At 72.1% G+C, this 22,815-nt stretch carries 25 protein-coding genes and 1 pseudogene; 11 read left to right on the top strand and 15 right to left on the bottom strand.

Going from position 1 to position 22,815, the window contains the following annotated elements:
• The first annotated feature begins 237 nt into the window (after positions 1-237).
• From ABVB68_RS30935 to ABVB68_RS30925, 3 genes are all read left to right on the top strand, one after another.
• A complete protein-coding gene (locus tag ABVB68_RS30935; protein WP_353604481.1) occupies positions 238-1,185 on the top strand; it encodes a 5-dehydro-4-deoxyglucarate dehydratase in 948 nt (315 codons plus the stop codon).
• 130 nt (positions 1,186-1,315) lie between these two features.
• Positions 1,316-1,498, top strand: coding sequence for a hypothetical protein (locus tag ABVB68_RS30930; RefSeq protein WP_353604480.1), 183 nt, complete (start codon positions 1,316-1,318; stop codon positions 1,496-1,498).
• Positions 1,499-1,540: 42 nt separating this feature from the next.
• Entirely contained in the window at positions 1,541-2,869 is a 1,329-nt protein-coding gene (locus tag ABVB68_RS30925) for an enolase C-terminal domain-like protein (RefSeq protein ID WP_353604479.1), read from the top strand.
• 109 nt (positions 2,870-2,978) lie between these two features.
• Here the strand turns inward: ABVB68_RS30925 and ABVB68_RS30920 are convergent, their stop codons facing one another.
• Positions 2,979-3,338 (bottom strand): excisionase, encoded by a 360-nt coding sequence (locus ABVB68_RS30920; protein WP_353604478.1) that lies wholly within the window; start codon positions 3,336-3,338, stop codon positions 2,979-2,981.
• 68 nt (positions 3,339-3,406) lie between these two features.
• Here ABVB68_RS30920 and ABVB68_RS30915 point away from each other — a divergent pair, with 68 nt between their 5' ends.
• A complete protein-coding gene (locus tag ABVB68_RS30915; RefSeq protein WP_353604477.1) occupies positions 3,407-4,384 on the top strand; it encodes a Clp protease N-terminal domain-containing protein in 978 nt (325 codons plus the stop codon).
• Between the two features lie 86 nt (positions 4,385-4,470).
• On the top strand, positions 4,471-5,586 hold the full coding sequence (locus ABVB68_RS30910) for an FAD-dependent oxidoreductase (protein WP_353604476.1): 1,116 nt from the start codon (positions 4,471-4,473) through the stop codon (positions 5,584-5,586).
• Between the two features lie 426 nt (positions 5,587-6,012).
• On the opposite strand, the gene ABVB68_RS30905 is transcribed toward ABVB68_RS30910, so the two are convergent.
• Entirely contained in the window at positions 6,013-6,993 is a 981-nt protein-coding gene (locus ABVB68_RS30905) for a pirin family protein (protein ID WP_353604475.1), read from the bottom strand.
• A 236-nt stretch (positions 6,994-7,229) separates the two neighbouring features.
• A complete protein-coding gene (locus ABVB68_RS30900; RefSeq protein WP_353604474.1) occupies positions 7,230-8,111 on the bottom strand; it encodes a DMT family transporter in 882 nt (293 codons plus the stop codon).
• Between the two features lie 187 nt (positions 8,112-8,298).
• On the opposite strand from ABVB68_RS30900, the gene ABVB68_RS30895 reads away from it, so the two are divergent.
• Positions 8,299-8,718, top strand: a complete 420-nt coding sequence (locus ABVB68_RS30895; protein ID WP_353604473.1) for a CBS domain-containing protein — start codon at positions 8,299-8,301, stop codon at positions 8,716-8,718.
• Between the two features lie 43 nt (positions 8,719-8,761).
• On the opposite strand, the gene ABVB68_RS30890 is transcribed toward ABVB68_RS30895, so the two are convergent.
• From ABVB68_RS30890 to ABVB68_RS30855, 8 genes and pseudogenes are all read right to left on the bottom strand, one after another.
• Entirely contained in the window at positions 8,762-9,307 is a 546-nt protein-coding gene (locus ABVB68_RS30890) for a hypothetical protein (protein ID WP_353604472.1), read from the bottom strand.
• 131 nt (positions 9,308-9,438) lie between these two features.
• Complete coding sequence (locus ABVB68_RS30885) at positions 9,439-9,990, bottom strand: hypothetical protein (protein WP_353604501.1); 552 nt, start codon at positions 9,988-9,990, stop codon at positions 9,439-9,441.
• A gap of 93 nt (positions 9,991-10,083) precedes the next feature.
• Positions 10,084-10,719 (bottom strand): annotated as a pseudogene (locus ABVB68_RS30880) (hypothetical protein); the annotation flags it as partial.
• A 222-nt stretch (positions 10,720-10,941) separates the two neighbouring features.
• Complete coding sequence (locus ABVB68_RS30875) at positions 10,942-11,217, bottom strand: DUF4190 domain-containing protein (protein ID WP_353604471.1); 276 nt, start codon at positions 11,215-11,217, stop codon at positions 10,942-10,944.
• Positions 11,218-11,219: 2 nt separating this feature from the next.
• Positions 11,220-11,384, bottom strand: coding sequence for a hypothetical protein (locus ABVB68_RS30870; protein WP_353604470.1), 165 nt, complete (start codon positions 11,382-11,384; stop codon positions 11,220-11,222).
• Between the two features lie 430 nt (positions 11,385-11,814).
• Positions 11,815-12,129 (bottom strand): hypothetical protein, encoded by a 315-nt coding sequence (locus ABVB68_RS30865; RefSeq protein WP_353604469.1) that lies wholly within the window; start codon positions 12,127-12,129, stop codon positions 11,815-11,817.
• A 203-nt stretch (positions 12,130-12,332) separates the two neighbouring features.
• Positions 12,333-13,013: a maleylpyruvate isomerase N-terminal domain-containing protein gene (locus ABVB68_RS30860; RefSeq protein ID WP_353604468.1), complete on the bottom strand. Its 681-nt coding sequence runs from the start codon at positions 13,011-13,013 to the stop codon at positions 12,333-12,335.
• A 122-nt stretch (positions 13,014-13,135) separates the two neighbouring features.
• A complete protein-coding gene (locus ABVB68_RS30855) occupies positions 13,136-13,774 on the bottom strand; it encodes an FMN-dependent NADH-azoreductase (protein WP_353604467.1) in 639 nt (212 codons plus the stop codon).
• Between the two features lie 129 nt (positions 13,775-13,903).
• On the opposite strand from ABVB68_RS30855, the gene ABVB68_RS30850 reads away from it, so the two are divergent.
• Complete coding sequence (locus ABVB68_RS30850) at positions 13,904-14,269, top strand: winged helix-turn-helix transcriptional regulator (RefSeq protein WP_353604466.1); 366 nt, start codon at positions 13,904-13,906, stop codon at positions 14,267-14,269.
• Positions 14,270-14,341: 72 nt separating this feature from the next.
• Here the strand turns inward: ABVB68_RS30850 and ABVB68_RS37050 are convergent, their stop codons facing one another.
• Positions 14,342-15,820, bottom strand: a complete 1,479-nt coding sequence (locus tag ABVB68_RS37050) for a glutamate-cysteine ligase family protein (RefSeq protein WP_503006382.1) — start codon at positions 15,818-15,820, stop codon at positions 14,342-14,344.
• Positions 15,821-16,291: 471 nt separating this feature from the next.
• On the opposite strand from ABVB68_RS37050, the gene ABVB68_RS30840 reads away from it, so the two are divergent.
• Complete coding sequence (locus tag ABVB68_RS30840) at positions 16,292-17,038, top strand: phosphotransferase family protein (RefSeq protein ID WP_353604499.1); 747 nt, start codon at positions 16,292-16,294, stop codon at positions 17,036-17,038.
• Positions 17,039-17,440: 402 nt separating this feature from the next.
• Positions 17,441-18,328 (top strand): GNAT family N-acetyltransferase, encoded by an 888-nt coding sequence (locus ABVB68_RS30835; protein ID WP_353604465.1) that lies wholly within the window; start codon positions 17,441-17,443, stop codon positions 18,326-18,328.
• Between the two features lie 37 nt (positions 18,329-18,365).
• On the opposite strand, the gene ABVB68_RS30830 is transcribed toward ABVB68_RS30835, so the two are convergent.
• The gene (locus ABVB68_RS30830; RefSeq protein WP_353604464.1) at positions 18,366-18,581 is read right to left on the bottom strand and encodes a hypothetical protein; all 216 of its coding nucleotides are present in this window, start codon (positions 18,579-18,581) and stop codon (positions 18,366-18,368) included.
• Positions 18,582-18,701: 120 nt separating this feature from the next.
• On the bottom strand, positions 18,702-19,499 hold the full coding sequence (locus tag ABVB68_RS30825) for an SAM-dependent methyltransferase (protein WP_353604463.1): 798 nt from the start codon (positions 19,497-19,499) through the stop codon (positions 18,702-18,704).
• A 981-nt stretch (positions 19,500-20,480) separates the two neighbouring features.
• On the opposite strand from ABVB68_RS30825, the gene ABVB68_RS30820 reads away from it, so the two are divergent.
• Positions 20,481-21,191: an SDR family oxidoreductase gene (locus tag ABVB68_RS30820; RefSeq protein WP_353604498.1), complete on the top strand. Its 711-nt coding sequence runs from the start codon at positions 20,481-20,483 to the stop codon at positions 21,189-21,191.
• A gap of 118 nt (positions 21,192-21,309) precedes the next feature.
• On the opposite strand, the gene ABVB68_RS30815 is transcribed toward ABVB68_RS30820, so the two are convergent.
• On the bottom strand, positions 21,310-21,786 hold the full coding sequence (locus ABVB68_RS30815; protein WP_353604462.1) for a MarR family winged helix-turn-helix transcriptional regulator: 477 nt from the start codon (positions 21,784-21,786) through the stop codon (positions 21,310-21,312).
• A 184-nt stretch (positions 21,787-21,970) separates the two neighbouring features.
• Between ABVB68_RS30815 and ABVB68_RS30810 the strand changes: the two genes are divergently transcribed.
• Positions 21,971-22,783, top strand: coding sequence for an alpha/beta hydrolase (locus ABVB68_RS30810; RefSeq protein WP_503006379.1), 813 nt, complete (start codon positions 21,971-21,973; stop codon positions 22,781-22,783).
• Positions 22,784-22,815 lie beyond the last annotated feature (32 nt).

The raw sequence follows: 22,815 nt of genomic DNA, 5'->3' as shown, positions 1-22,815 counted from the left end.
GGGTCTTCCTCGTGGCGTCCACGGCGCTGTGCTGGTGCGCCCCGACCGATCCTAGTTGCGTACCCCTGGCGTCGCGAGGTCGCGCAGGGATCGGCGACGACGCCCCGTCTCCGCCGGCCTGCCCGCGGCCTGGGCGTTCGGGTGACCTGTCACACCGGCCCCCATTGACCTCCGCCGTCCGCCAGCCTAGCCTCCATTCCCATACGCAGACGACGTCCACATATGGAGACAGGGTTCATGGCGGGGATCAGTGTGAAGGCCGAAGGCACCGTCCGGCGGCTGCGCGAAGGCATGGCGGGCGGGGTGCTCGCCTTCCCGCTCACGAGCTTCGGCGAGGACGGTGTCCTCGACCTGGAGTCCTACCGGGCCTATCTCGCCGCCCAGTTGGCCGCCGCTCCGGGCGCGGTCTTCCCCGCCTGCGGCACCGGGGAGTTCTTCTCGCTGGACGAGGACGAGTACCGCGCGGTGATCGAGGCCACCGTGGAGGTCGCCGCCGGGCGGCTTCCCGTGGTCGCGGGCGTCGGCTACGGCTGGGCGCAGGCCCGCCGGTTCGCCCGGATAGCCGAGGAGGCCGGCGCCGACGCCCTGCTGGTGCTGCCGCACTATCTCGTCGCGGCCCCGCAGGACGGGCTGGTCGAGCAGCTCCGCCAGGTCGCCGCCGGCACGTCACTGCCCCTCATCGCCTACCAGCGCGGCCAGGTCGCCTTCACCGTCGACGGCCTCCGTAGGATCGCCGGCATCCCGAACGTCGTCGGCCTCAAGGACGGCCACAGCGACCTCGACCGGCTCCAGCGCCTCACCCTCGCCGCACCCGACGGCTTCCTCTTCTTCAACGGCGCCGCCACCGCCGAGGTCCAGGCCCGCGCGTACGCCGCCGTCGGCGTCCCCGCCTACTCGTCGGCGGTGCACGCCTTCGCGCCCGAGATCGCCGGCGCCTTCTTCACCGCTCTGCGCGACGGCGACGACGCCGTGGTGACCACGCTGCTGCGCGACTTCTACGTCCCGCTGGTCGAACTGCGCGACCGGGTCCCCGGATACGCCGTCTCGCTCGTCAAGGCCGCCGCCCGGCTGCGCGGCCTGCCGGTCGGCCCCGTGCGCGCCCCGCTCACCGACCCCGGCCCGGCCGACCTCGCGGAACTGACGAAACTCCTCGACACCGGCCTGACCCTGGTTGCCGCCTCGTGACCGGGAGAGAGCGGCGCAGCCGCATCGCGCGGCACCCCTCGGCCACCGCATGCGGAGTTCGACAGTCCGAAGGGGAACCGCCCTGCCTCTCCTCGTAGTCGGGACCGGCGTCCTGGTGGTGCCGTTCCTGATGACCCGGCTCAAACCCGACGGCTTCGTCGCGCCGCCCCTCGTGGCGGTCGCGTTGACCCTGGTACGGGTCACCGGGGCGAAGCCGCTGTGGGGCGGTCTGCCGCTGTCCTTCGCTCCGGCGGTCCTCGGACCCGGCGGCGTCCTGGTGGGGGAGCGGGCCCTCGACGTCCTCAGCCCCTGACCACCGACCAGACCACCGCACACACAGGGAACCGTGACCACCATGAACCAGCCGACCGTCACCCGCTTCGCCGTCTACCCCGTGGCCGGCCGTGACTGCATGGAGCTGAACCTCTCCGGCGCCCACGGCCCGTACTTCACCCGCAACATCGTCGTCCTCACGGACTCCGCGGGCCGCACGGGACTGGGAGAGGTGCCCGGCGGCGAGAAGATCACCCAGACGCTCCGCGACGCCGAACCCCTCGTCCTGGGCGCGAAGCTGGGCGACTACAAGCGGGTCCTGCGCGCGATCGGAGACCGCTTCGGCGACCGTGACTCCGGTGGCCGCGGAGCCCAGACCTTCGACCTGCGCACCACGGTGCACGCGGTCACCGCCGTCGAGTCGGCGCTGCTCGACCTGCTGGGCCAGCACCTCGGCGTACCGGTCGCGGCCCTCCTGGGCGACGGTCAACAGCGCGACAGCGTACGCGTGCTGGGGTACCTCTTCTACGTCGGCGACCCCGGCCGGACCGACCTGGAGTACCTCCGCGAACCCGACTGCGAGGTCGACTGGTACCGCCTGCGGCACGAGGAGGCCCTGACACCCGAGTCGATCGTGCGCCGGGCCGAGGCAGCCTACGACCTGTACGGCTTCCGCGACTTCAAGCTCAAGGGCGGAGTCCTGGCAGGCGCCGAGGAGGTCAAGGCCGTACGGGCGCTGAAGGACCGCTTCCCCGAGGCCCGGATCACCCTCGACCCGAACGGCGCCTGGTCCCTGCGGGAGGCCGTCGAGCTGTGCGAGCCCCTCGTCGGCACCCTCGCCTATGCCGAGGATCCCTGCGGGGCGGAGGGCGGCTACTCGGGGCGGGAGATCCTGGCCGAGTTCCGGCGCGCGACCGGCCTGCCCACCGCGACCAACATGATCGCCACCGACTGGCGCCAGCTCACCCACGCCCTGGCCCTGCAGTCGGTCTCCATCCCGCTGGCCGACCCGCACTTCTGGACCATGCAGGGCTCGGTGCGCGTGGCCCAGCTGTGCAACGCGATGGGCCTGACCTGGGGCTGCCACTCGAACAACCACTTCGACATCTCCCTCGCCATGGTCACCCACTGCGGCGCCGCGGCCCCCGGCCCCTGCAACGCCCTCGACACGCACTGGATATGGCAGGAAGGCCTGGAACGCCTGACGACCGCCCCACCGCGCATCGTCGACGGCGAGATCTCCGTCCCCGACGCCCCCGGCCTGGGCGTCACCCTGGACATGGACCGCCTCCTCGCGGCCCATGAGCTCTACCGGACGAAGGCGCTCGGGGCGAGGGACGACGCCGTAGGCATGCAATACCTGGTCCCCGACTGGAAGTTCGACGCCCGCCGCCCCTGCCTGGTGCGCTGACCGAAGACCGGCCCGCGGCCCGTCGCGAGAGCCGGGCCCGGGCCCCTGCCTCCAGCTGCCCCGAGCGCCGCCGTGCCCGGAGCCGTGCTCGACGCACCGCTCGCGCCGGTCACTTCTGCTCCAGCGCGGCCAGCCGCAGCTCGAGCTGGTCGACCCGGTGCCGTAGCAGGGCGACCTGTGCTTCCAGGCTGACCTCTCGCTCCGCCCTGCGCTGAATCCGCGGTGACGCGGCGGCGCGTGCGATCACCGCGTCCAGCTGGACCAGGCGCTGCGGCCCGTTCGGGCCGTCCACCAGCCGGGACCGGATCTCCCCGTTGCGGTACCAGGAACGCAGGGCCGAGCGGGAAACGCCGGTCTCCGCTTCCGCCTTGGCCAGCGTGACCCACGGCGTCTCGTCCAGCTGCTCGAACAGCTCCAGCTCGCTCTGCCAGCGCGCGAGCCGGTCCTCCCAGCCCGACGGTGTCCCCATCACACCCTCCCTTCATCACCCTGACCCTGTCAATAGCAGTGTATTGACAGGGTTGGCACCATGGAAGCATGCCTTTCGAACGGTTCACAGGGGAAGCCCGCAAGGTGGTCGTCACGGCTCAGGAGGAGGCGCGGCTGCTCCGGCACGACCACATCGGCACAGAGCACATCCTGCTGGGGCTGCTCGACGCGCCGGACACCACGGCGGCGAAAGTCCTGCACGGGCTCGGGTACGACAAGGAGACGGCACAGGCCGATGTCGCAGCGATGGCCAAGCCCGGCACCCGCGAGCTGAGCGGCCACATCCCGTTCGCGCCGAGCGCGAAGAAGACGCTGGACCTCGCCCTGCGCGAGGCGCAGCGGCTGCACCACACGTACATCGGTACGGAACACATCCTGCTCGCCCTGATCGCCGGGGCCGGTCAGGGAGTCGGCGCGAAGGTCCTCGCCGAGCGGATCGATCCGGTCGGCAAGATCCGGGCCGCGGTGCTGGCCGCACTGGAGGGATCGCAGGACGTCGTCGCGGCCGGCCCATGGCCGGCCGGCACACCCGCCACCGAGGACACCGTGTCCACCGCCAGCGCGCTGGCCGGCGGGGCACCGGTCGGCAGCCATCACCTGCTCGAGGCGATGCTGCGGGCCGAGAACAGCATGGCGGCCAGGGTGCTGCGCGAACTCGGGGTCGACCCGGACGCCGTGGCCGCCAAGATCGACGAACTGGATCCGGAGACGACCACGGACGCGAACCCGGAGGAGGCCGCCGCCCGCAAGATGGAGATCCGGCTGGTCGACGACGAGGTGCACCTGATCCTGCGGGACCCGGCCACGGTGACGGCCGCGAGGCAGGTCACCGAGCTGTCCGGCGGCCCGGTCCGGGGCGCCGGGCCGGTAGCCGGCATGTTCGTCCCGGTCTGGCGGTCGACCAACCAGCTGCTGCTGCAGATCCAGCGCGTGCTGGAACCGGAACCCGAAGCCGACGACGGCTCCGCCGCGAGCAAGGTGGCCAGGGCCGTGCGTACGGTACTCGCGCCGCGGCTCCGCCGGTGAACACTCCACCCACCGAGGCGGGAGAAGCACGAGCAGGCAAGGGCAAGTACGAGCAGGCGAGGGCGTTCGGCGCAGCGGGGGCAACCATGACCATCACCATCGTCGGCGCCGGACTGGGCGGTCTGGCCCTGGCCCGGGTGCTGCACGTGCACGGCATCGATGCCGTCGTGTACGAACGGGAGTCCTCGCGTGGCGCGCGGGGTCAGGGCGGCATGCTCGACCTGCACTCCGGGACCGGGCAGCGGGCGCTGCGCGAGGCCGGCCTGATCGACCGGTTCCACGCGATCGCCCGTGGTGAAGGCCAGGACCTGCGACTTCTCGAACCGGACGGCACTCTGCTGCTGCGGGAGGACACGCCCGACGACGCCCCGCTCGAGCGACCTGAGGTCGACCGTGCGGATCTGCGCGACCTGTTGCTCGACTCCCTCCCCGAACACGCGGTGCGCTGGGGGCACATGTTCGAGTCCGCCGGCCATGGCCTGCTGCACTTCGCCGACGGCAGCAGTGCGCCGTACGACCTGCTGGTCGGCGCCGACGGCGCGGAGTCCCGGGTCCGCGCGCTGCTCACCGACGCCCGGCCCGCGCACACCGGCCACAACGTCGTCGAGCTCGGGATTCCCGACATCGACCGCACCCACCCCGACCTCGCGGAGATGGTCGGGCGCGGCAACTACTGGGTGCTCGGCGACGGGCGATCCCTGTCGGCGCAGCGGAACGGCGACGGCCGCGTGCGCGTCTACCTGGGCTTCCACCACACTGCCGAGGACTGGCCGGCGACCGCCGGGATCCCGTTCGGCGACCCCGCCGCAGCCCGGGTGCGGCTGATCGACCTGTTCAGCGACTGGGACCCACGGTTCACCGCACTGATCGCGGCCTGTGACGACACGGTCCTGCCACGGTCGATCAGCGCTCTCCCGGTCGGCATGACCTGGACGTCGAGGCCGGACGTGACGTTGCTCGGCGATGCCGCGCACCTGATGCCGCCGGTGGGCCAGGGCGCCAACATGGCGCTGCTCGACGGTGCCCTGCTCGGCCTCGCGCTGGCCGCGCACCCGGACGACCTTCCCGCCGCCGTCAAAGAATACGAACGCGAGATGTTCGCACGTACCAGCGCTGCCGCCCGGCAGTCGGCGCACGTCCAGGAGATCCTGGCGGCGCCGGACGCCGGCCGGAGAATGCTCGCATTCTTCCGACCCGGCTGAACCGCGGGCCGTATCCGCGGAACGGGCCGCCCGGGGCACTGCCACGACGCGGTCCGGGCCGCGGCTCGGCGGGCGTTTCGGAGGGGTCGACCGGACCGAGACCCTGCACAACAAGACCATCAGATGTCTCGGCTACACCACCGGTAACGGCACGGTGAACTGGTTCGGTTGCCCGCCTTCCTGACACGTCCGACGAGGGCTCCGGCGGGCCGGGCGGCAGTCGCCGAGGCCGGTTCTCCTCGGGCCGCGCGGCGAACGGCACGCTCTCGGACGTGGCCCGATCGACAACCGCCAAGCAGGCTCGACGTTTGACGAGCTCTACGAGCGCCACCTGGAGTCGGGGGATGCCGTCGTGTCTCCGGCGCCGCGCCTCAGCAATGGGGCAGGCGATCCCGAAGTGCCGGTACGGGCTTCTGCGTCTCCAGGTCAGCGCATTCTTCCCCGGGGCTTCAGCGGTACGTGCGGCAGTTCGGGTGCGGGCAGGCGCTGCCCGTCGTAGCCCTTCACCTCACCGAAACGCGTCCCGGTCATCCAGTCCGCACGCGCCTGTACGACCTCCGCGTGCGACCGGCACACGAAGTTCCACCACATCACGATCTCCTCGCCGAAGGGTGGTCCACCGAGGAGGACGAGGCGGGCGGTGTCGTCCGACTCGTTGACGAGGGCGAGGGTGTCGCGGTCGTCGGGCACATGGCCGAGCTCGGCCGGCAGCAGACCGGTGCCGGCGGCGCGGACCTCGCCCCGGTCGACGAGGACGCCGTGCTCGAAGCCGGGGTCGACGGCGAGGGTGAGGGCGGCGCGCGGTTCCAGGACGATCTCGGCACCGAGCAGGGGGGTGAACGTCCGCACGGGGGAGACCGCTCCGGCGAGAGAGCCCAGGAACACCCGCAGCGCGGCACCGTCGAGGCACACCGGCTCGGGCACATGGTGCTGGAAGTCCGGTGCGGTGTCCCGGTGTTCCCCGGGCAGCGCCACCCACAGCTGCACCCCGTGCAGCACGGTCGTGCCGGGCGTGGAGACCTCGGAGTGGCTGATGCCGTGCCCGCCGGTCATCAGGTTCAGCTCACCGGGCCGTACGAGGGCGTGGCTGCCCAGGCTGTCCCGGTGCTCGATCTCCCCGCTGAACAGCCAGCTCACCGTCTGCAGCCCGGTGTGCGGGTGCGGGGCGACATCCATGCCGCCGCTGCGGGCGACGTCGTCGGGGCCGTAGTGGTCGGCGAAGCACCAGGCGCCGATCAGGCTGCGGGTCCGCTGGGGGAGGGTGCGGCGTACCGTCATCGCGCGGGGGCCGCCGAGCGGGACGTCGCGGGGGGTGAGGACCTCGACCCGGGCCGCCCGGTCGGGCCGGGCCTCTCCGGCGGGGGAGCCGCACCGCATCTCGGCGGGCCTCGTCTCGGTGTTGCTCACCGGAACCCACCTCCCATCCCTGTAGTTTCACTTTCAACAACTATGGTGATCATAGCTCTCCCGTCCAGGCTCCGTGCACCCGCTCGGGCGGAGGCGGCAGGGCAGCCGGAGGAGTCCCGGGTCGACCGGTCCCGTCCCGGCCGGGTCTCGGACATGAGCGGGCATCCGGTCCGTCCGGAGCGGTGACGGTCCCCGGCGGGGCGGCCGCTCACGCCGGCCGCCGTTTCCCGGGCCGCTCACGTCGCCGGATTCCGTTCCTCGGCCGGGACCGGCAGCACGACGATGCGCTGGACGGCACGGCTGAGGACCACCACGCCCACGAGGATCAGCAGGGCCCCGCACGCCTGCGGCACGAGCCACCACCCGGTGCGGATGCGCTCGTCGAAGAGGGTGATGCCCAGCGTCAGGCTGACCACGGCGTCCCCGATGGTCAGCGCGGGCTGGGCCGCGGCCAGCGGACCGGCCTGCAGCGCGTTCTCCAGCAGCAGCACGGAGGCGACGCCGGCGAGCGCGAAGCCGTACGTCTGCCAGGACCGCACGAACGCCGTGAAGCCCTGGTCGGCGAACGTGCCGCTGGCCGACTTCAGGAGGGCGGCGGTCAGGGCGTTGCCCGTCGCGGAGGCGGCCGCGAGCAGCGCGGCGCGCCGGGCCGGGGAGCGTTCCCGGCAGGCCAGCAGCACCGCCACGGCCATCCCGCCGACGCACAGGCTCAGGGCCGGGATCCACCGGCCGAGCGGCGCTGAATCGGTGGCGCCGTGCGGGGCGGCCGCGATGAGCAGGACCGCGAGCCCCGCCACACAGCCGCCGACGCCCCACCAGCCCGAGCGGGGCAGCCGCCGGTGCATCAGCGGCGCGGCGACGAGCAGCGCGAAGGGCAGTTCCAGGATGAACAGCGGCTGGACCAGCGCGAGCGGGCCGTTGACCAGGGCCAGGCTCTGGAACAGCGCGGCGCAGATCACGCCGGCCATCCCGATGATCCAGTAGGGCCGGCGCACCAGCTCCGCGAGCAACCGGATCCCACCGCGACTGCTGGCCGAGGCCGCCTTGCGCTGGAACGCGGTGCCCACGGCGTTGCTGGCCGCTCCCGCGACGGCGAACACCGCCGCCAGTTCGATCACGACCGTCTCCCGCCTGCGGCAGCCTCCCGGAAGGAGGATCGGGCCCTTTCAGCCTACGAAAGGCGGCGCCGCCGTGCCGGGTCGGGACGCGGCCGAGCGGCCCCGTCCGCGTCCGGACGAGCTATCCGGCCGTATCCGGGGTATCCGCCTCCACGAGTCCGTTCGGGTGAGGGACGTGGAGGGGTGCATGGCGCAGGCGGTCCGCGACATCATGACCTGCAATCCGGTCGCGGTGGGACCGGAGACACCGGTCCGGGAGGTCGCCGCCCGCATGCGCGACGAGGACATAGGCGCGGTCCTGGTCTGCGCCGGGGACCGGCTGCGCGGACTGGTGACCGACCGGGACCTCACCGTGCGGATCCTCGCCGAGGGCGGGGACGTCAGCGCACGGACGGTGGCCGAGGCGTGCAGCAGCGAGCTGGTCACCGTGGCCCCGGACGACGACGTCGACCGTGCCGTGCAGCTGATGCGCGGCAAGGCGCTGCGCCGGCTGCCGGTCGTCGACGACGGACGCGTGGTCGGGATCATCGCCCTGGGCGACGTGGCCCTGGAGTACGACCCCGAATCCACGCTGGGACAGATCAGCGCGGCCGGCCCCACCCGGTGACCCCGGACGGCACCGGCCGCGCCGCGGTCGGCCGGGCGGGCGGTCAGGAGACGGCCAGGTCGTCCGCGTACACGCCGCCCCGCCCGTACCAGCCGTGGACGTACACGGTGGCGGTGCCCGAGGCGCCGGGGGCGAACGGCACCGTCAGCTTCTTCGACCACGACGAGGCCGGCGTCCAGGCGCCGGCCCTGGCTCCCCCCCCCCCCCCGCTGAGGCCTAGGTAGGCGTCCGGCCCCGCACCCGGCCGCTCAGCGTGTGCGCGGTGTCGGGCTTCAGGGGGAGGGACTGCCCGCATGACTGCCCGCACCGGCCGGTCCGCGAGGCGGACGGGGCGGTCTGCGGCGGCGACGGCGCCCACGTCCGTGCGACTGTCGGCGATCTCGGTGCCGCCGTTGTCGGCGGCGTATCCGCCGGGGGAGGGGATCACGTCGCCGCCGCGAGAGCGGATGGTGGCGAGGTCCGCGCCGAGGACCGAGCCGTCGACGGGCGTGCCGGTGTCCCCGTTCCGGGCGTCACCCCGGTTGCGCACCTCTGACCGCTGCGCCGTGCCGGAGGCGGCGTGATCAACGTGCCGCCGGTTCGCTTCCACCGGGTCGCTTCCACCGGTTCCGGTCGGGGAGCCGCCCCTGTCGAGGGCGTCGCCCCTGTCGGAGGTCGCTTCCCTCGCCCCCGGCGGTCGGGGGAGCCGCCATTGGTCGAGGTGCCGCCCCGGTCGCATGATCAGGCCGCCCTCCTGCCGTCGGTGTGGAGTGCCGAGTCGGCCTCGCGCACGCGCCACTCCTCGACGGTCTCCTGCTGGCGCCGCGCCCGTTCCAGGAGGGTGTCGAGCAGCTCGGGATCCAGGCGCCGGTCGGTAGGACTGAGCCTGCGCAGTGTCGTCCATCCGGCCGCCTTGCCCTCCACCCCCAGCCGCAGCGCCTCCAGTTCCAGCACGGTGCTCAGCGCCGAGCGCCGGATCACGTTGCCGTTCGCTTTCAGCCGGGCTGCCTTCTCAACCGTCCAGCCCGCCAGGACCTTGTAGTGGCGCACCGGGACGTCCAGGTCCCGCATGATGTCCAGGAGCGCCGCGCGGTCCTCGTCGATCTGGGCCGCGACCGGAGCCATGGCCCGGCCGAGCTCGGAACCGCGGGTGGCACGCGCCAGGTGCCCGGCGCGCTGGGTTCCGGCCGTGGCGCCGGCGAGGTGGTCGTTGAGGTAGATGCCGAGCAGCTTCATGTCGGTGCCCCCGGTGGACTCGGAACCAGGCGTACCGGACCGCGACGGACCGTTCATGGTGGGTCTCCTTGCTGTGTTCGGGCGTGGGCGTCGTTCGCGCCAGGGCGCGCGGAGTGCGCGGAGTGCGCGGGGCGCGCGGGGTGCGCGGGGTGCGCGGGGTGTGCTCACCGTCGTCGTGACGCGTACCAGGCAGGGGCTGCGGGGCGTCGAGCCGAAACCGAACCGCACGGCGGGTTCGACCGGGGCGAGGGAGCCGAGGTCCCGTCCCTCGTGGACGGCGCTCGCCGCGACGATCCGGTGCACGTCGCGCGCGCCGTACCACTCGCGCCGGCCGCCACCGGCGCTTCCGCGGGTCCGAACGCCGAGCAGCAGACGGGCCCCCGGGTCGATCAGCGCCGACCAGCAGGTCCGGGCGGCCAGTGCGTCGGGTACCGCCCTGAGCACCGAACCGGGCACGTTCCGGCGGCCGACCACGAGGCGCACGTCGAGCAGCGAACCGGCCGTGACCGCCCACCGGTGTGCGCTGACGTGAACCCGTACCGGCACCACGCGCACCTCGTCGAAGGCATAGGTGCCGGCGATGAAGTCGGCCGTGCGCCGGGTCGGGGCGAGCAGCAGGCGGTGGCCGTCCGCACGCTCGATCATCACGTCGCTGAACGCACCGAAGGGCGAGCGGGGCCAGTGGCCCACCACCACCCGGGTACCGGAGGCCGTGCCGATGCCGGCGATCCAGCCGTCGAAGCGCAGCCGGGCGACGCGGGCGGCGCCCGGCGCGGACGGCTTCACCGGCCCGGGGCCCCGCGGCGGCGGTCCCGGGCGCCGGGCCGCACGTGTACCCGTGCCCGTCGCCGGGCATCGGCGCGGCAGGCCCCGCGCGCGGGTGTCCGGGCCGGTCGGCCCGCTCGCGGCGCGGGGGCGCGACCAGCCTGCCCGGGCCCGTACGCATCCACGCGCACCGACTCCCCCGCGGGCGGGTGCCGAAACCCGGTGCGGCCGGCCTCGGCGTGTTCAGCCGCCCCAGACCGACCAGGACGCCGTTCCCTGGGCGGACGCCAGGACGGCGAGCACGACCAGGTCCGCCACGCCCAGTCCCAGTCCCAGGAGGGCGCGGAACCGGCGTGGCGTGTCCCGGCGCAGGGCGATGATCGCCAGCACGATGGCGATGGGGCCGAGGACGAGATTGAGGACGAGCAGCCCGACGAGTCCGAGGACGAAGGAGGCCACCGCCATGCCTTCGGTGTCACGCCGGCCCGTCCGGCGCGAGGGGGGCGCGGTCAGTCGCATCGTCAGGCCCTCCTCGTCCGGTTGCGGCGCCGCCGCTCGCGTCCCGAGAAGACCAGGAGCCAGACGGCGATGAGCGCACCGAGCACCAGCGTGACCGGCCAGGGGAGATAGGCCGCCGAGCCCACCACGATGCCCAGCAGGAGCAGGGCGACGACCAGGAACAGCACGGCTACCTCCTTGGGCCGGCGGCGACGACGACGGTGACGGCAGAGGACGGCGGCCTGCCGTCCTGCCCGTGCAGCGGCTTCTGCGACCGCTTCCTCAACGCGTTCATGACATCTCTGGTTACCCGCGAGTTCGCGTCTCACGCCGCTCTTGCGGTGCCCAGCCGTGCTGCTGACCGTCCGTCAGGGGCGGCGTACTGCCGGGGGCGGCCTCATGCCGGCGCCCGCAAGCGGGGCGTCCGGTGCACACGAGTCCGCCGAAGCCCTCGGAACCGCGACGCGGACCGGCGGCCGGCCGGGACCGGGCACCCGGCCGGCCCGGCGCGGACCGGCTGCGGGGGCGATGAGCCCGGCCGGGCCGCGACGGGACCGGTCGTCGGCTCGACGGGACCCGTCGACGGCTCGACGGCCGCCTCCGTTCCGCTCCTCCCGGTCAGCTGGCGCGGGTACCGCCACCCCGGCGGATACGGCCCAGCAGATCCCGGTGGTACGCCGCGAGTTGGCCGGCCGGCACCGGAGCGGGGCTGCCGGACAGGGTGTACCAGGTGTCGCCGCCGGAGTGCTGGATGGTGACCCGCACGCTGTGTCCGTCGGACTGGAGGAAGGTCGCCACGGTGAGATCGCCGGTGATGACGCCGACCTCGTCGGTCATCGCTCCGCCGGGGCCGGCCGTGACCCGGTCGACGTAACTGTCGATGCTGGGAGGGGTCTGCGCGGGGCGACTGTTGGTGCCGGGAGGGTTGCTCATGGGGCGCAGGTTTCCATCAACGCGACCGGCGTGCCCCGCACCGCGCAGGTGTCGTGCGTGCGTGTCCCCACGTTGGGCGTGCGGCGGTGACGCGCCGGACCATACCGGAGGTCACCCGAGCCCCGGACCATACCGGAGGTCACCGGAGCCCCGGACCACACCGGAGGTCACCGGAGCCCCGGACCACACCGGAACCCCGGAGCTCACCCGAACAAGGGGAACCGGTCGGCGGCCGGGCCGAGGGCGGCCCGTTCGACGTCGGTGAGCGGGGTCCGTCCGGTGCCCACGCGTGCGTAGTGCGCGTCGCTCCATTCCGGCGGGGCGGCCGTGCCGAGCAGCCCGTCCAGGGTGGTGCGCACGGCGGCCAGTCCCTCGGGCGAGGGCCCCGGGGCGAGCGGGAGTCCCACCGTCAGGTCGAGGTGGTGGACGGTCGCCTCGACCGCGAGGGTCGTGATCAGGTCGCCGGACGTCAGCACGTGCCCCTGCGTCGCCACCCGGCGCGCCGGATCGGCCGCCCGCGCCGCGTGCACGACCGCCGCCAGCGTCTCCAGGTAGAGCTCCCGCAACTGACCGAAGTCGAGGAACATGCTCGCGCTCACCCGGGCCCAGCGGCGGCCGTTCGCCGCCCCGGCGGAGCCCGGCCGCCAGTCCCGCCAGTACGTCACCGCGTCCCGGTCGGTGGGCTCGTCGGCGGGCGTGTGCAGGGCGACCAGGCCGCGCTGGGCGTCCTGCAGACAATGGAGGACGAGGTCGCGGACCGCCCAGCCCGTGCAGCCGGTCGGCCGCCACGACTCCTCGTCATCCAGGTCCGCGACGACCGCCGAGGCGGTCTCGTAGGCGGCGCGCAACGTCCGCGCCGCAGCCGCCGTCTCGAGTGTGGTCATGGTCCTCCTGTCCACGCCGGATGGTGCCGCGTCGGCCGAGCCGTCCCGAATCGTACGCAACCCCGGGACGAGCGGGCGGACGTCGGTGGCCGAGGCAGCGGCCGCCGGGGCGCGGCGAGGCCTCAGGCCGCCAGTCGCTTCGCCTTCTCGGCCGCCTCCTCCAGCGCGCGGTCACGGGAGGCCTCGAACAGCGTGACCAGTTCGGCCATCGCCGGGTTGTGCGGGGCCATGGTCAGTTCCGGGACGATGAACTCCAGTTCCATGCCCAGGAAGTCGGCGAACACGGCCGTGAGGTAGTTCTGCACGTACTCGTACGGCTCGCGCGGCGTGCCCGGTGCGTACGAGCCGCCCCGGCTGGCGACGACGATCACCGGGGTGCCCTTCACGGACTGGGTCTCGCCGGCGGTGCGGCCGACGAGGATCACGTTGTCCAGCCAGGCCTTGAGGGTCGAGGGGATCGCGAAGTTGTACATCGGCGCCCCGATCAGCACCGCGTCGGCCGCCTCCAGTTCCTCGATCAGGCGCACCCGCCCGGCGAAGGCGGCCGCCTGCTCGGGCGTGTGGGAGTCGGGTCCGGCGAAGCCGGCGGTGTGTGCGTCGGCCGTGATGTGCGGGACGGGCTCGGCGGCCAGGTCCCGGTAGACGATCGTGCCGTCCGGGTGCTGCTCCTGCCAGTGCGAGCGGAAGGCCGCGGTCACGGCGCGCGAGGCCGACGCCTCGGTGGGGAACGCGGAGGAGTCGATGTGCAGCAGGGTGGCCATGTGTGTCTCCAGACAGCGCAGGGGGCAGCCCGGCGCCTGAGCAAGGGGCTGAACTTTCGTACTGAACTATTGATAACACAGGGACTTACTTTTTTTCAGTCGCCTACGTCGGGGTAGTACCCTGATCACATGGCGGTGGACCAGAACCACGACAGCGCGGCATGCAAGCGGGTGGACGAGGGCATCACCCGCGTCTTCCAGTTGCTCGGCAAGCGCTGGAGCGGCCCCATCGTGTCCGTCCTGGTGGAGCAGCCCGCGTACTTCACCGATCTGCGCCGAGCCGTCCCCGGCATCAGCGAGCGCATGCTGGCCGACCGGCTCGCGGAACTCGGCGCCGCCGGCCTCGTCCTGCGCGAGGTCGACGAAGGCCCGCCGCTGCGCGTCGCGTACCGGCTGACCCGAGCCGGAGCCGCACTGGAGCCCGCGCTGAAGGAACTCGCCGAGTGGGCGAAGACCCACCTGCCCGATGCCGGGCCGTGTCCGGGAGCGCGGTAGACACCTTCCGGTGGACCTGCAGGCGCCGCGGACCGGCTCGGTCGCCCGGACAGGTGTGCACCGGGGCGTTGATCAGTCGACCGGCCAGGTGTGCACCGGGGCGTTGAGGTGCATGTAGTCGATGTACAGCTGCGTCATCCGCCTCAGTGCCTCGTGGCGGCCGGCGTGCACGGATGCTTCGAGATGGTGGAACATCTCCTTCTGCCACACAGCTCCGTTGCGCGCCGTCACACATCGCTGCTCGATGATCCCCAGCAGCGGCTCCCGCCACGCCGCGTCCATGCCGGACTGTTCGAGGCCGCGGTGCGCGAGCGGCAGCAACCGCCGCAGCACCAGCTCCGGCACCGGCACCTCACCCATCCCGGGCCAGTACAGCAGCGCGTCGATGCCGTTGCGGGCCGCGGTGTGCAGGTTGTCCTCGGCGGCCGCGAAGGACATCCGCGACCACACCGGCCGGTCCTCCTCCACCAGCACCCGGGTGAGCCCGTAGTAGAAGGCCCCGTTGGCGAGGGTGTCGGCGACGGTCGGGCCCGCGGGCAGCACCCGGTTCTCCACCCGGATGTGCGGTACGTCGTGGGCGACGGCGTAGACCGGGCGGTTCCAGCGGTAGATGGTGCCGTTGTGCAGGGTGAGTTCACCCAGCTCGGGGGTGTCACCGCGGTCCAGCGTCTCCGCCGGGTCCTGTTCGTCGCACAGCGGGAGGAGAGCCGGGAAGTAGCGCAGGTTCTCCTCGAACAGGTCGAAGACGCTGTTGATCCACCGCTCGCCAAACCACACCCGGGGCCGTACCCCCTGCACCTTGATCTCCTCCGGGCGGGTGTCGGTGGCCTGCTCGAACAGCGGGATGCGGGTCTCGTGCCACAGCTCCTTGCCGAACAGGAACGGCGCGTTCGCCGCCAGCCCCACCTGGACACCGGCGATCGCCTGCGCCGCGTTCCAGTACGGAGCGAACTCCTCCGGCGACACCTGAAGATGGAACTGCGTACTGGTGCACGCGGCCTCCGGGGTGATGGTGTCCGCGTACGTGCGCAGCCGGTCGACGCCGTCCACCTCGATACGCAGGTCCTCGCCCCGGGCCGCGAACACCTGGTCGTTGAGCAGCCGGTAGCGCGGGTTCTCCGACAGTGCTCCCTCGCCGATGTCGTGCTGCCGTAGCGTGGGCAGGATCCCGACCGTGATCAGCCGGGCGCCGACCGAACGGGCCCGCCCGTCCGCGTGGTTGAGCGCGGCACGGATCTCTGACTCCCAGGCGTCGGGGCCGCCCGCCGTCAGCCGCCGGGGCGGGACGTTGATCTCCAGGTTGAACCGGCCCAGCTCGGTGGACCAGGCGGGATCCGAGATCGCCTCCAGCACATCGCTGTTGCACATCGCCGGCTCGGCGTCGTCGTCGACCAGATTCAGCTCGATCTCCAGGCCGACCTGCGGCCGCTCGGACTCGAACCGCTCCTCGCGCAGCATCTGCGCCAGCGCGTCGAGGCACTCCTGCATCTTGATCCGGTACCGGCGGCGGTCCTCGCGGGTGAAGACGAGCGCCGGGACGTCCCGTCCCATCCGACCTCCTGCGATCCCCTCGCCGGACACCTCTCCACCCAGCGTCGCACCATCGCGCGAACCGCACCAAGCGGAGACCGCGTCCGCCCGGTGATCCCGCGCGAACACCACGCTTCTCTCGCGTCCGGACCGCACCTGCACCGCGCCGGGACGGCGTGTCCCGCGCCGGGTCGGGGCCCGGGCCGCCGCGGCGGCGCCCGGCCCGCGCCACGTCGGGCCGGCCTGTCCGCGCCGCGTCGCGGTGGCCTGTCCTGCACCGCGTCGGGACGGCTGCCCGGCGCCGTATGCGTGTGTGTGGGGGGCCTTGTCCGGCGCCGCGGTCAGGCCGCTCGTCCTTCGCCGCGTCGGGGTCCCGGGCTTCACGGGCGGCGGATGGGGGAGGACGGGAGCATGACCAGGTCCCGGGGCGCCCGCCGGCCCACGATCGCCGACGTCGCCGCGGCGGCGTCAATGCCGGGATACTGGGCGCCCATGGACAAGGTCGAAGTCGTCGTCGCCCATTCCGAGCGCGCGACTCTGCGCGTCGGCGACGTGTTCCTGAAGGTGGACGCCGACCAGGCGCGCATCGACGTCGAGGTCGAGGCGATGTCCCTCGCGCCGGTCCCGACCCCAGAGGTCCTATGGCGCAAGGAGCCCGTGCTCGCGCTCGCCGCACTCCCGGGGGCGGTGCTCGGCCGTCTCGGTGAGCCGTCGGCCGGGGCGTCGGCGGCGTGGGCCGCCGCGGGCGCCGCCATCCGGAAGCTGCACGAAGCGCCGTTGCCGCCTTGGGCCGGCCGTCGCCGTCGGAGTCCCGACGAGTTGGTGGTGGAACTCGACGGCGAGTGCGAGTTGCTCGTGACGAACGGCGTCCTGCCCGCCGACCTGGTCGCCCGCAACCGCCAGGTCGCCGAGGCCGCGCTCCGGCCGTGGACTCCGGCGTTCACGCACGGCGACCTGCAGATCGATCACGTCTTCGTCGACGGCGACGAGGTCACGGGCATCATCGACTGGTCCGAGGCGGGCCGGGGTGATGCCCTGTTCGACCTCGCTACCCTGACGCTCGGACACGAGGAGCACCTCGACGACGTCATCGCCGGTTATGGCACGGACGTCGACCTCGACGTGATCCACGCGTGGTGGTCGTTGCGAAGCCTGCTGGGAGTTCGCTGGCTGGTCGAGCACGGCTTCGACCCCTTCGCGCCAGGCTGTGAGGTCGACGTGCTGAGATCCCGGATGTGAGGCTGGGGGGCCGGACTGGCCACGTATGCGTTCCGACGCGTCGAGCAGGTCATCCCCTGGGGCGCATCGTTGCCCTTGCTCTCGACAGGGTGTGGTGCGCAGTCGTCGCCAGCAGATGACGGCGCGGCCCAGGGTGACGAACGCGTGATGGATGCCGTCGCGGATCTCCCAGCGGATACGCCGCGGCGGAACCAGTGCAGCAGCGCGATCGTGATGCGCGCCCACAACTCGTCGTCGATCTCCCACGGTCTGACAGCGGTCTTCCTGGTCTCGACTGGTTCGCACCCTCTTCGGCCGGCGTCAACGAGAACTGACACACCGTCACTCCCGGCGATCCAGAAAGCTCATCTTGTGAGGAGTCATAAGTGCTCCACGAGCCGAGGACATCCGGGACCATGAAGCATGCTCCCGGATGACTGGCACCTCACCCAAGACGTCGACGACTTCCTCGCCCGAGCCGGTGACTTCCTGTGCTCGCGCCCCGCCCTGCACAACACGCCGCTGACGGACATCGAGAAACTGCGGAGAGGCAGGGCGGCCGAACGCGACGCCGCTGCCGCCGTTTTCGGCCGACTGGAAGCACAAGGTCAGGTCCGTGCGATCTTCTATCTCACTTCGCGCGGCCGCCTGGGCCTCACACCCCTCTCCGGCGAGCAGGCGGACACCCTCGCTGCTCACCTGGCGGGCCTCGGCCACTCTCCCTCCACCGTCATCGCGGACCATGACACCGCCGGTGCTTTCGCCGAGTCATGGCAGCGGACCACGGGCGCGGCGCCGGTACCCTACTGGCGGACGCATCTCTACCGTCTCGGCACGCTCACCCCGCAGCAGCCGCCCCCGGCGGGCCATGGACGCATCACGGGCGGTAAAGACCGTGAGCAAGTCGTGCGCTGGTGCCGTGAGTTCTGCGTCGACGTAGGGGAGCAGTCTTCCATCGACTTGATCGACGCCGGCTCCTGGGACGACTCGCGCTTCGGCGACAGGCACTTCACGTTCTGGGAGACCCCGGACGGCACCCCCGCCTCGATGGCGGCCGCGACCTCGGTCGTCGGCGGCATGGTCCGGGTGGACCCCGTCTACACCCCCGCCCACCTCCGCGGCCGCGGCTACGCGGCGGCCGTGACGGCCGAGGTGAGCAGGGCCGCGCTGGCCGCGGGGGCGACGGACGTCGTCCTGTTCACGGACCCGGCCAACCCCACCAGCAACGCCCTCTACCAGCGCATCGGATACGTCCATGTCGCTGACTTCGCCGGGTACAGGTTCTCCTACGATGCACCACAAGCCGGGTGAGGTGCGCCCGGGGTGACCGTCCGGGTGAGGTGCGCAGTCAAGCGATGTCGTCGGCCCCCTTGGGCAGGTGGACACCGTAGCCGGAAAGGGCCCGGTCAAGGCTGACGTCGGCGGCGTCCCACGGAGACCCGTGCGCGAACGGCCCGGCGTGCTCGGCGCAGTGCGGGCCTTCCGGATCCCAGGCGGCCAGACCCCCGACCAGCAGCACACCCACGAACGACGCCGGCACCCGGGGCAGGCGGTGGAACACCAACTCGCTTAGAGGCGTGGAGGCGTGGAACGGGTGTGCGGGTGTGCGGCGCCCGGAGTGCGTGGCGCGCCCGGCTCTAGACCGGGCGCGCGGTCGCACAGGTTCGGTTCGGTTCGGTTCGGTTCAGGCGGTCTTGAACGCCACGCCACCGTAGAAGCCGATTTCCTCGGACCGGGGCGGCGGTGTGGTGTCCGGCCGCCAGAACGGGACCTGGGCCACACCCGGTTCGATCAGTTCGAAGCCGTCGAAGAACCGCTCGACCTCGGCGCGGGAGCGGAGGTTCAGGGAGGCGCTGGCCTTGTTGTAGACGGCCTGGGCGGCGCGGCGGTCGGCGAAGTCGCCGGTGGCGTGCGACAGCACGAGACAGCTGCCGGCCGGCAGCGCGTCGCGAAGGGTGGCGACGACCTCGGCGGGACGCTCGGCGTCCGTGAGGAAGTGGAGGACGGCCACGAGGAGCACGGCGACCGGCCGGTCGAAGTCGATGATGTCGCGGACCCCGGGATGGCCCAGGACCGCGTGCGGATCGCGCAGGTCGCCGAGCACGATGCTGGTCGTACCCGAGCGGCTGAGCAGTGCGTTGCCGTGGGCGGCCACGATCGGATCGTTGTCGACGTAGGCGACCCGCACGTCCGGCGCCGCCGCCTGCGCGACCTCGTGCACGTTCGGCGAGGTGGGCAGCCCCGTGCCGATGTCCAGGATCTGCCGGATGCCGTTGCTGACGACGTGCCGGACGGCGCGGTGCAGGAAGGCGCGGTTCGCCCGCACCCCCATCCGCACCTCGGGTGCCGCGGCGGCCAGCTCGTCGGCCGCCCGCTGGTCCACCTCGTAGTTGTCCTTGCCGCCCAGGAGGTAGTCGTAGATCCGCGCGGGATGCGGTTTGCTGGTGTCGATGTTCGCGGCCTGGACGCTGTCCTGTGGCACGCTGCGCTCCTCTCGCGACCGTGACGGCCCCGGCTCCGTCAGCGACTGGCCCAAGCCTCCCACATCAACTGACGCTGCTGCTCAGGCGGTTACTCGTCGCGGGCGGGGCGCCGCAGTGACGCGGCGGCCGGGGTGCACCGCGTGGGTGGGACGGGGCCGGCCCTCGGCGGCGCGACGGCTGGTGGACGGACGGGCGTGGGCTGAGAGCGCCTCGTGTGACGGCGTGTGGGTGGCGTGGGCGGGGTGGGGGTTGCCTCGTGTGAAGGTTGGTGGACGGGATGGGTGGGGTGCGGGGTCGCCTCGCCTGACGGCCGGTGAGGGCCGGCGATGGGATGGACACGGGGCGGGATGTCTCCCGCGACTGTTGCCGGCCGGCATCGGCCTCGGGGGTGTGCCGGAGTCCGTCTCACCCGGTCGGCCCGCTTCCGTTGGTCCGGGCGGGGCGGATGACGGAAGGTCTGAGGGGGACCGGTGTGCACGTCCGGCCCGCCTGCCCCGAGAGACTGGACCACCTGAATACCGCGACGGCTCGGAGTACGGAACGCCCGGTCGGCCAGATCCTCGACGACTTGGCGACCTGATGGCCGTACCGAGGCCGTAGCCCCTGGACCGGCCCGCCGCCTGGTCATTGACGATCCGGCGGCGGGTCGACCATCGGGGCGGGGAACGTCAATCCATGCGCTCCGGCAGTTCCCCGCCCCGGTCCTCCTGCCCGGTCCCCCGTCCTGGTCCAGTTCCGCGTTGCGTCCCCGTCTCGCTTCGGCCCCTCGGCCCTCATCGCGTCCCCTCACTTCGGCCCCGGCCCTCATCGCGCCCGTGCCGCCTCCTTCTCCCCCTGTTCTCGTTGCCCCAGGGCGGCCGGGCGATGTGCCGCAGGCGCCCGTGCCGGTGCGCTTGCCTTCCCCTCCCGACTCCCTTGCTGCTGGAAACCGATCGGTTTACGATGACGGAAACCGATCGGTTTACCGTCTGGAGATGGACATGACTTCGATCAAGGACTCCGTCGTTCTGGTCACCGGTGGCAGCCGGGGGCTGGGTAAGGCGCTGGTGGAGGAGCTGTACGCGCGGGGTGCCGCGAAGGTGTACGCGACGGCCCGCGACCCGCGCACGGTGACGCACCCTGATGCCGTGCCTCTCGCCCTGGAGGTCACCGACCCGCAGTCGGTCGCGGCCGCGGCGGCGCAGGCGCAGGACGTCACCGTCCTGGTCAACAACGCCGGCATCTCGCTCGGGGCGACCTCCTTCCTGGACTCGCCGGTCGAGGACGTCCGCCGGGAGTTCGAGACCAACTTCTTCGGGCCGCTGCTCGTCACCCGGGTCTTCGTACCGGTCATCGAGCGCAACGGCGGCGGGCACCTCCTCAACGTCCACTCCGTGCTCTCCTGGGTCGCGGTCGCCGGCTCCTACAGCGCCACCAAGGCGGCTCTGTGGTCGCAGACCAACACCTTGCGTCTGGAACTGGGTCCGCGCGGCATCGGGGTCACCGGGCTGCACGTCGGCTACATCGACACCGACATGGCCTCCGCCGTCGACGCGCCCAAATCCGCGCCGGGTGACGTGGCCGCCCTCGCGCTCGACGGCATCGAGGCCGGGGCGTACGAGGTACTGGCGGACGACGTCTCGCGGCGTGTGAAGGCTGGACTCTCGGGAGGCCTCGCGGCGCTCTATCCGCAGCTGGAGAACGCGAACTAGGCCACGTCTCTTCGATCAGCCAGGGCGCGTATCGAGTTGTGATCGATCTGCGGGATTCGCCTCGCAACAAAGGCTGATCACATGGCCGGCGAGCGATCGCACTGGATGCACATGCCGGTCAGCCTGTGGGCAGGCCGATCTGATGGCGTTCGAGCACGGAGCGGAGCTCCGAAAGGACCTGTACGGCGGCCAATCCCGAGGGGCCGCCGAGGGCGCCTGCGGTCAGCTCGGCCAGCGTTCCAGTGAAGGTTGCCTCCGCCGCCTCGACGAGTTGCAGGCCGTCATCGGTCAGGTCCAGCAGTGATGAGCGACGATCCGATGGATTGGTTCGCCGTACGACCCATGCCTGCTTCTCCAGACGGTCGATGCCCTTGCTGGTCGCACCGATCCCGATGGCGAACTCGGCGGCAAGGTCCGCCACCCGGGCCCCAGGGTGGTCGCGCAGGAAGCGCAGGAATTCGAACTGCGAGGTGACGATCCCGTGCCGCTCGCGAAGACGGTCGTTCAGTGCGTTGTAGAGGCGCGTCTCACAGCGAACGAGGTCGGCGAAGAAGCCCGGGAGGTCGACCCGGCCACCGCTTGACTTAGATGCCATGGCATATATCTTAGCAGCCAGACAGATGCCTGGGCATATAGTTCCTTGGCATGCACTTGCGATGGGGGCGACAATGAGCAGGCAACAGCGCGCGGAGATCGACGCGATGGTCCGGCGGCCCCGGCCTGAGGGCCCTCGGTCGGTGGAGGAGCTCCGCGCCGGGTTCAGGGCGATGATGGCCGAAATGATCGTCCCGGCCGGGATCGGCACCCAGACTGCGACGCTCGGCGACCGGCGCGCGGTGCTCGTCGAGCCGGCCGGCACTCCGAAGGCCGGGACGATCCTTTACTTCCACGGCGGCTCCTACGTGGTCGGTTCACCGGAGACGGCGATGTCGCTGACGGGGAACCTGGTGACCAAAACAGGATTCAGGGCGTTCTCGTTGGATTACCGGCTCGCCCCTGAGCACCCGTTCCCGGCCGCGATCGAGGACGGGCTGAGCGCCTACCGCGCACTTCTCGACAGCGGCGAAGACCCTTCGGCGATCGCGTTCGCCGGGGACTCCGCCGGTGGCGGCCTCACTGCCGCCACCTGCCTCGCCGCTCGCGGCTCGGGCCTGCCCATGCCCGCCGCGATCGTGGCGTTCTCCCCTGGTCTCGACATGACCCGGACAGGCGGGAGTATGGACAGCAAGGCGGGCATCGATCCGTTCTTCACGCGCGAGGGCCTGGAACACACCGGGGCCATGTACCTCGCGGGGCAGGACCCACACCAGCCCATGCTCAGTCCCGCCATCTGCGCCGACCTGACCGGTTTCCCCCCGATACTTCTGCAGGCGGGCACCAACGAAATGCTCCTGGACGACTCCACACGCATGGCCACGCGCGCGAGGGAAGCCGGAGTGGACGTCATCCTGGACGTCACCGCTGACGTTCCACATGTCTTCCAGGCGTTCGTCGGCGTCCTGGACGAAGCCGACGAGGCACTGGAGCGCGCCGCTCTCTTTCTCCGTCAGCACATCCGCACCAAGGGCGCGGCACACGCCTCGGCAAGCTGAAGGCGGCATACGCCCTCGTACGGACGACGGCC

This window comes from Streptomyces sp. NPDC096012, assembly GCF_040426375.1.
Classification (GTDB): Bacteria; Actinomycetota; Actinomycetes; order Streptomycetales; family Streptomycetaceae; genus Streptomyces.
This window is presented reverse-complemented; position numbering and strand designations above follow the sequence as displayed.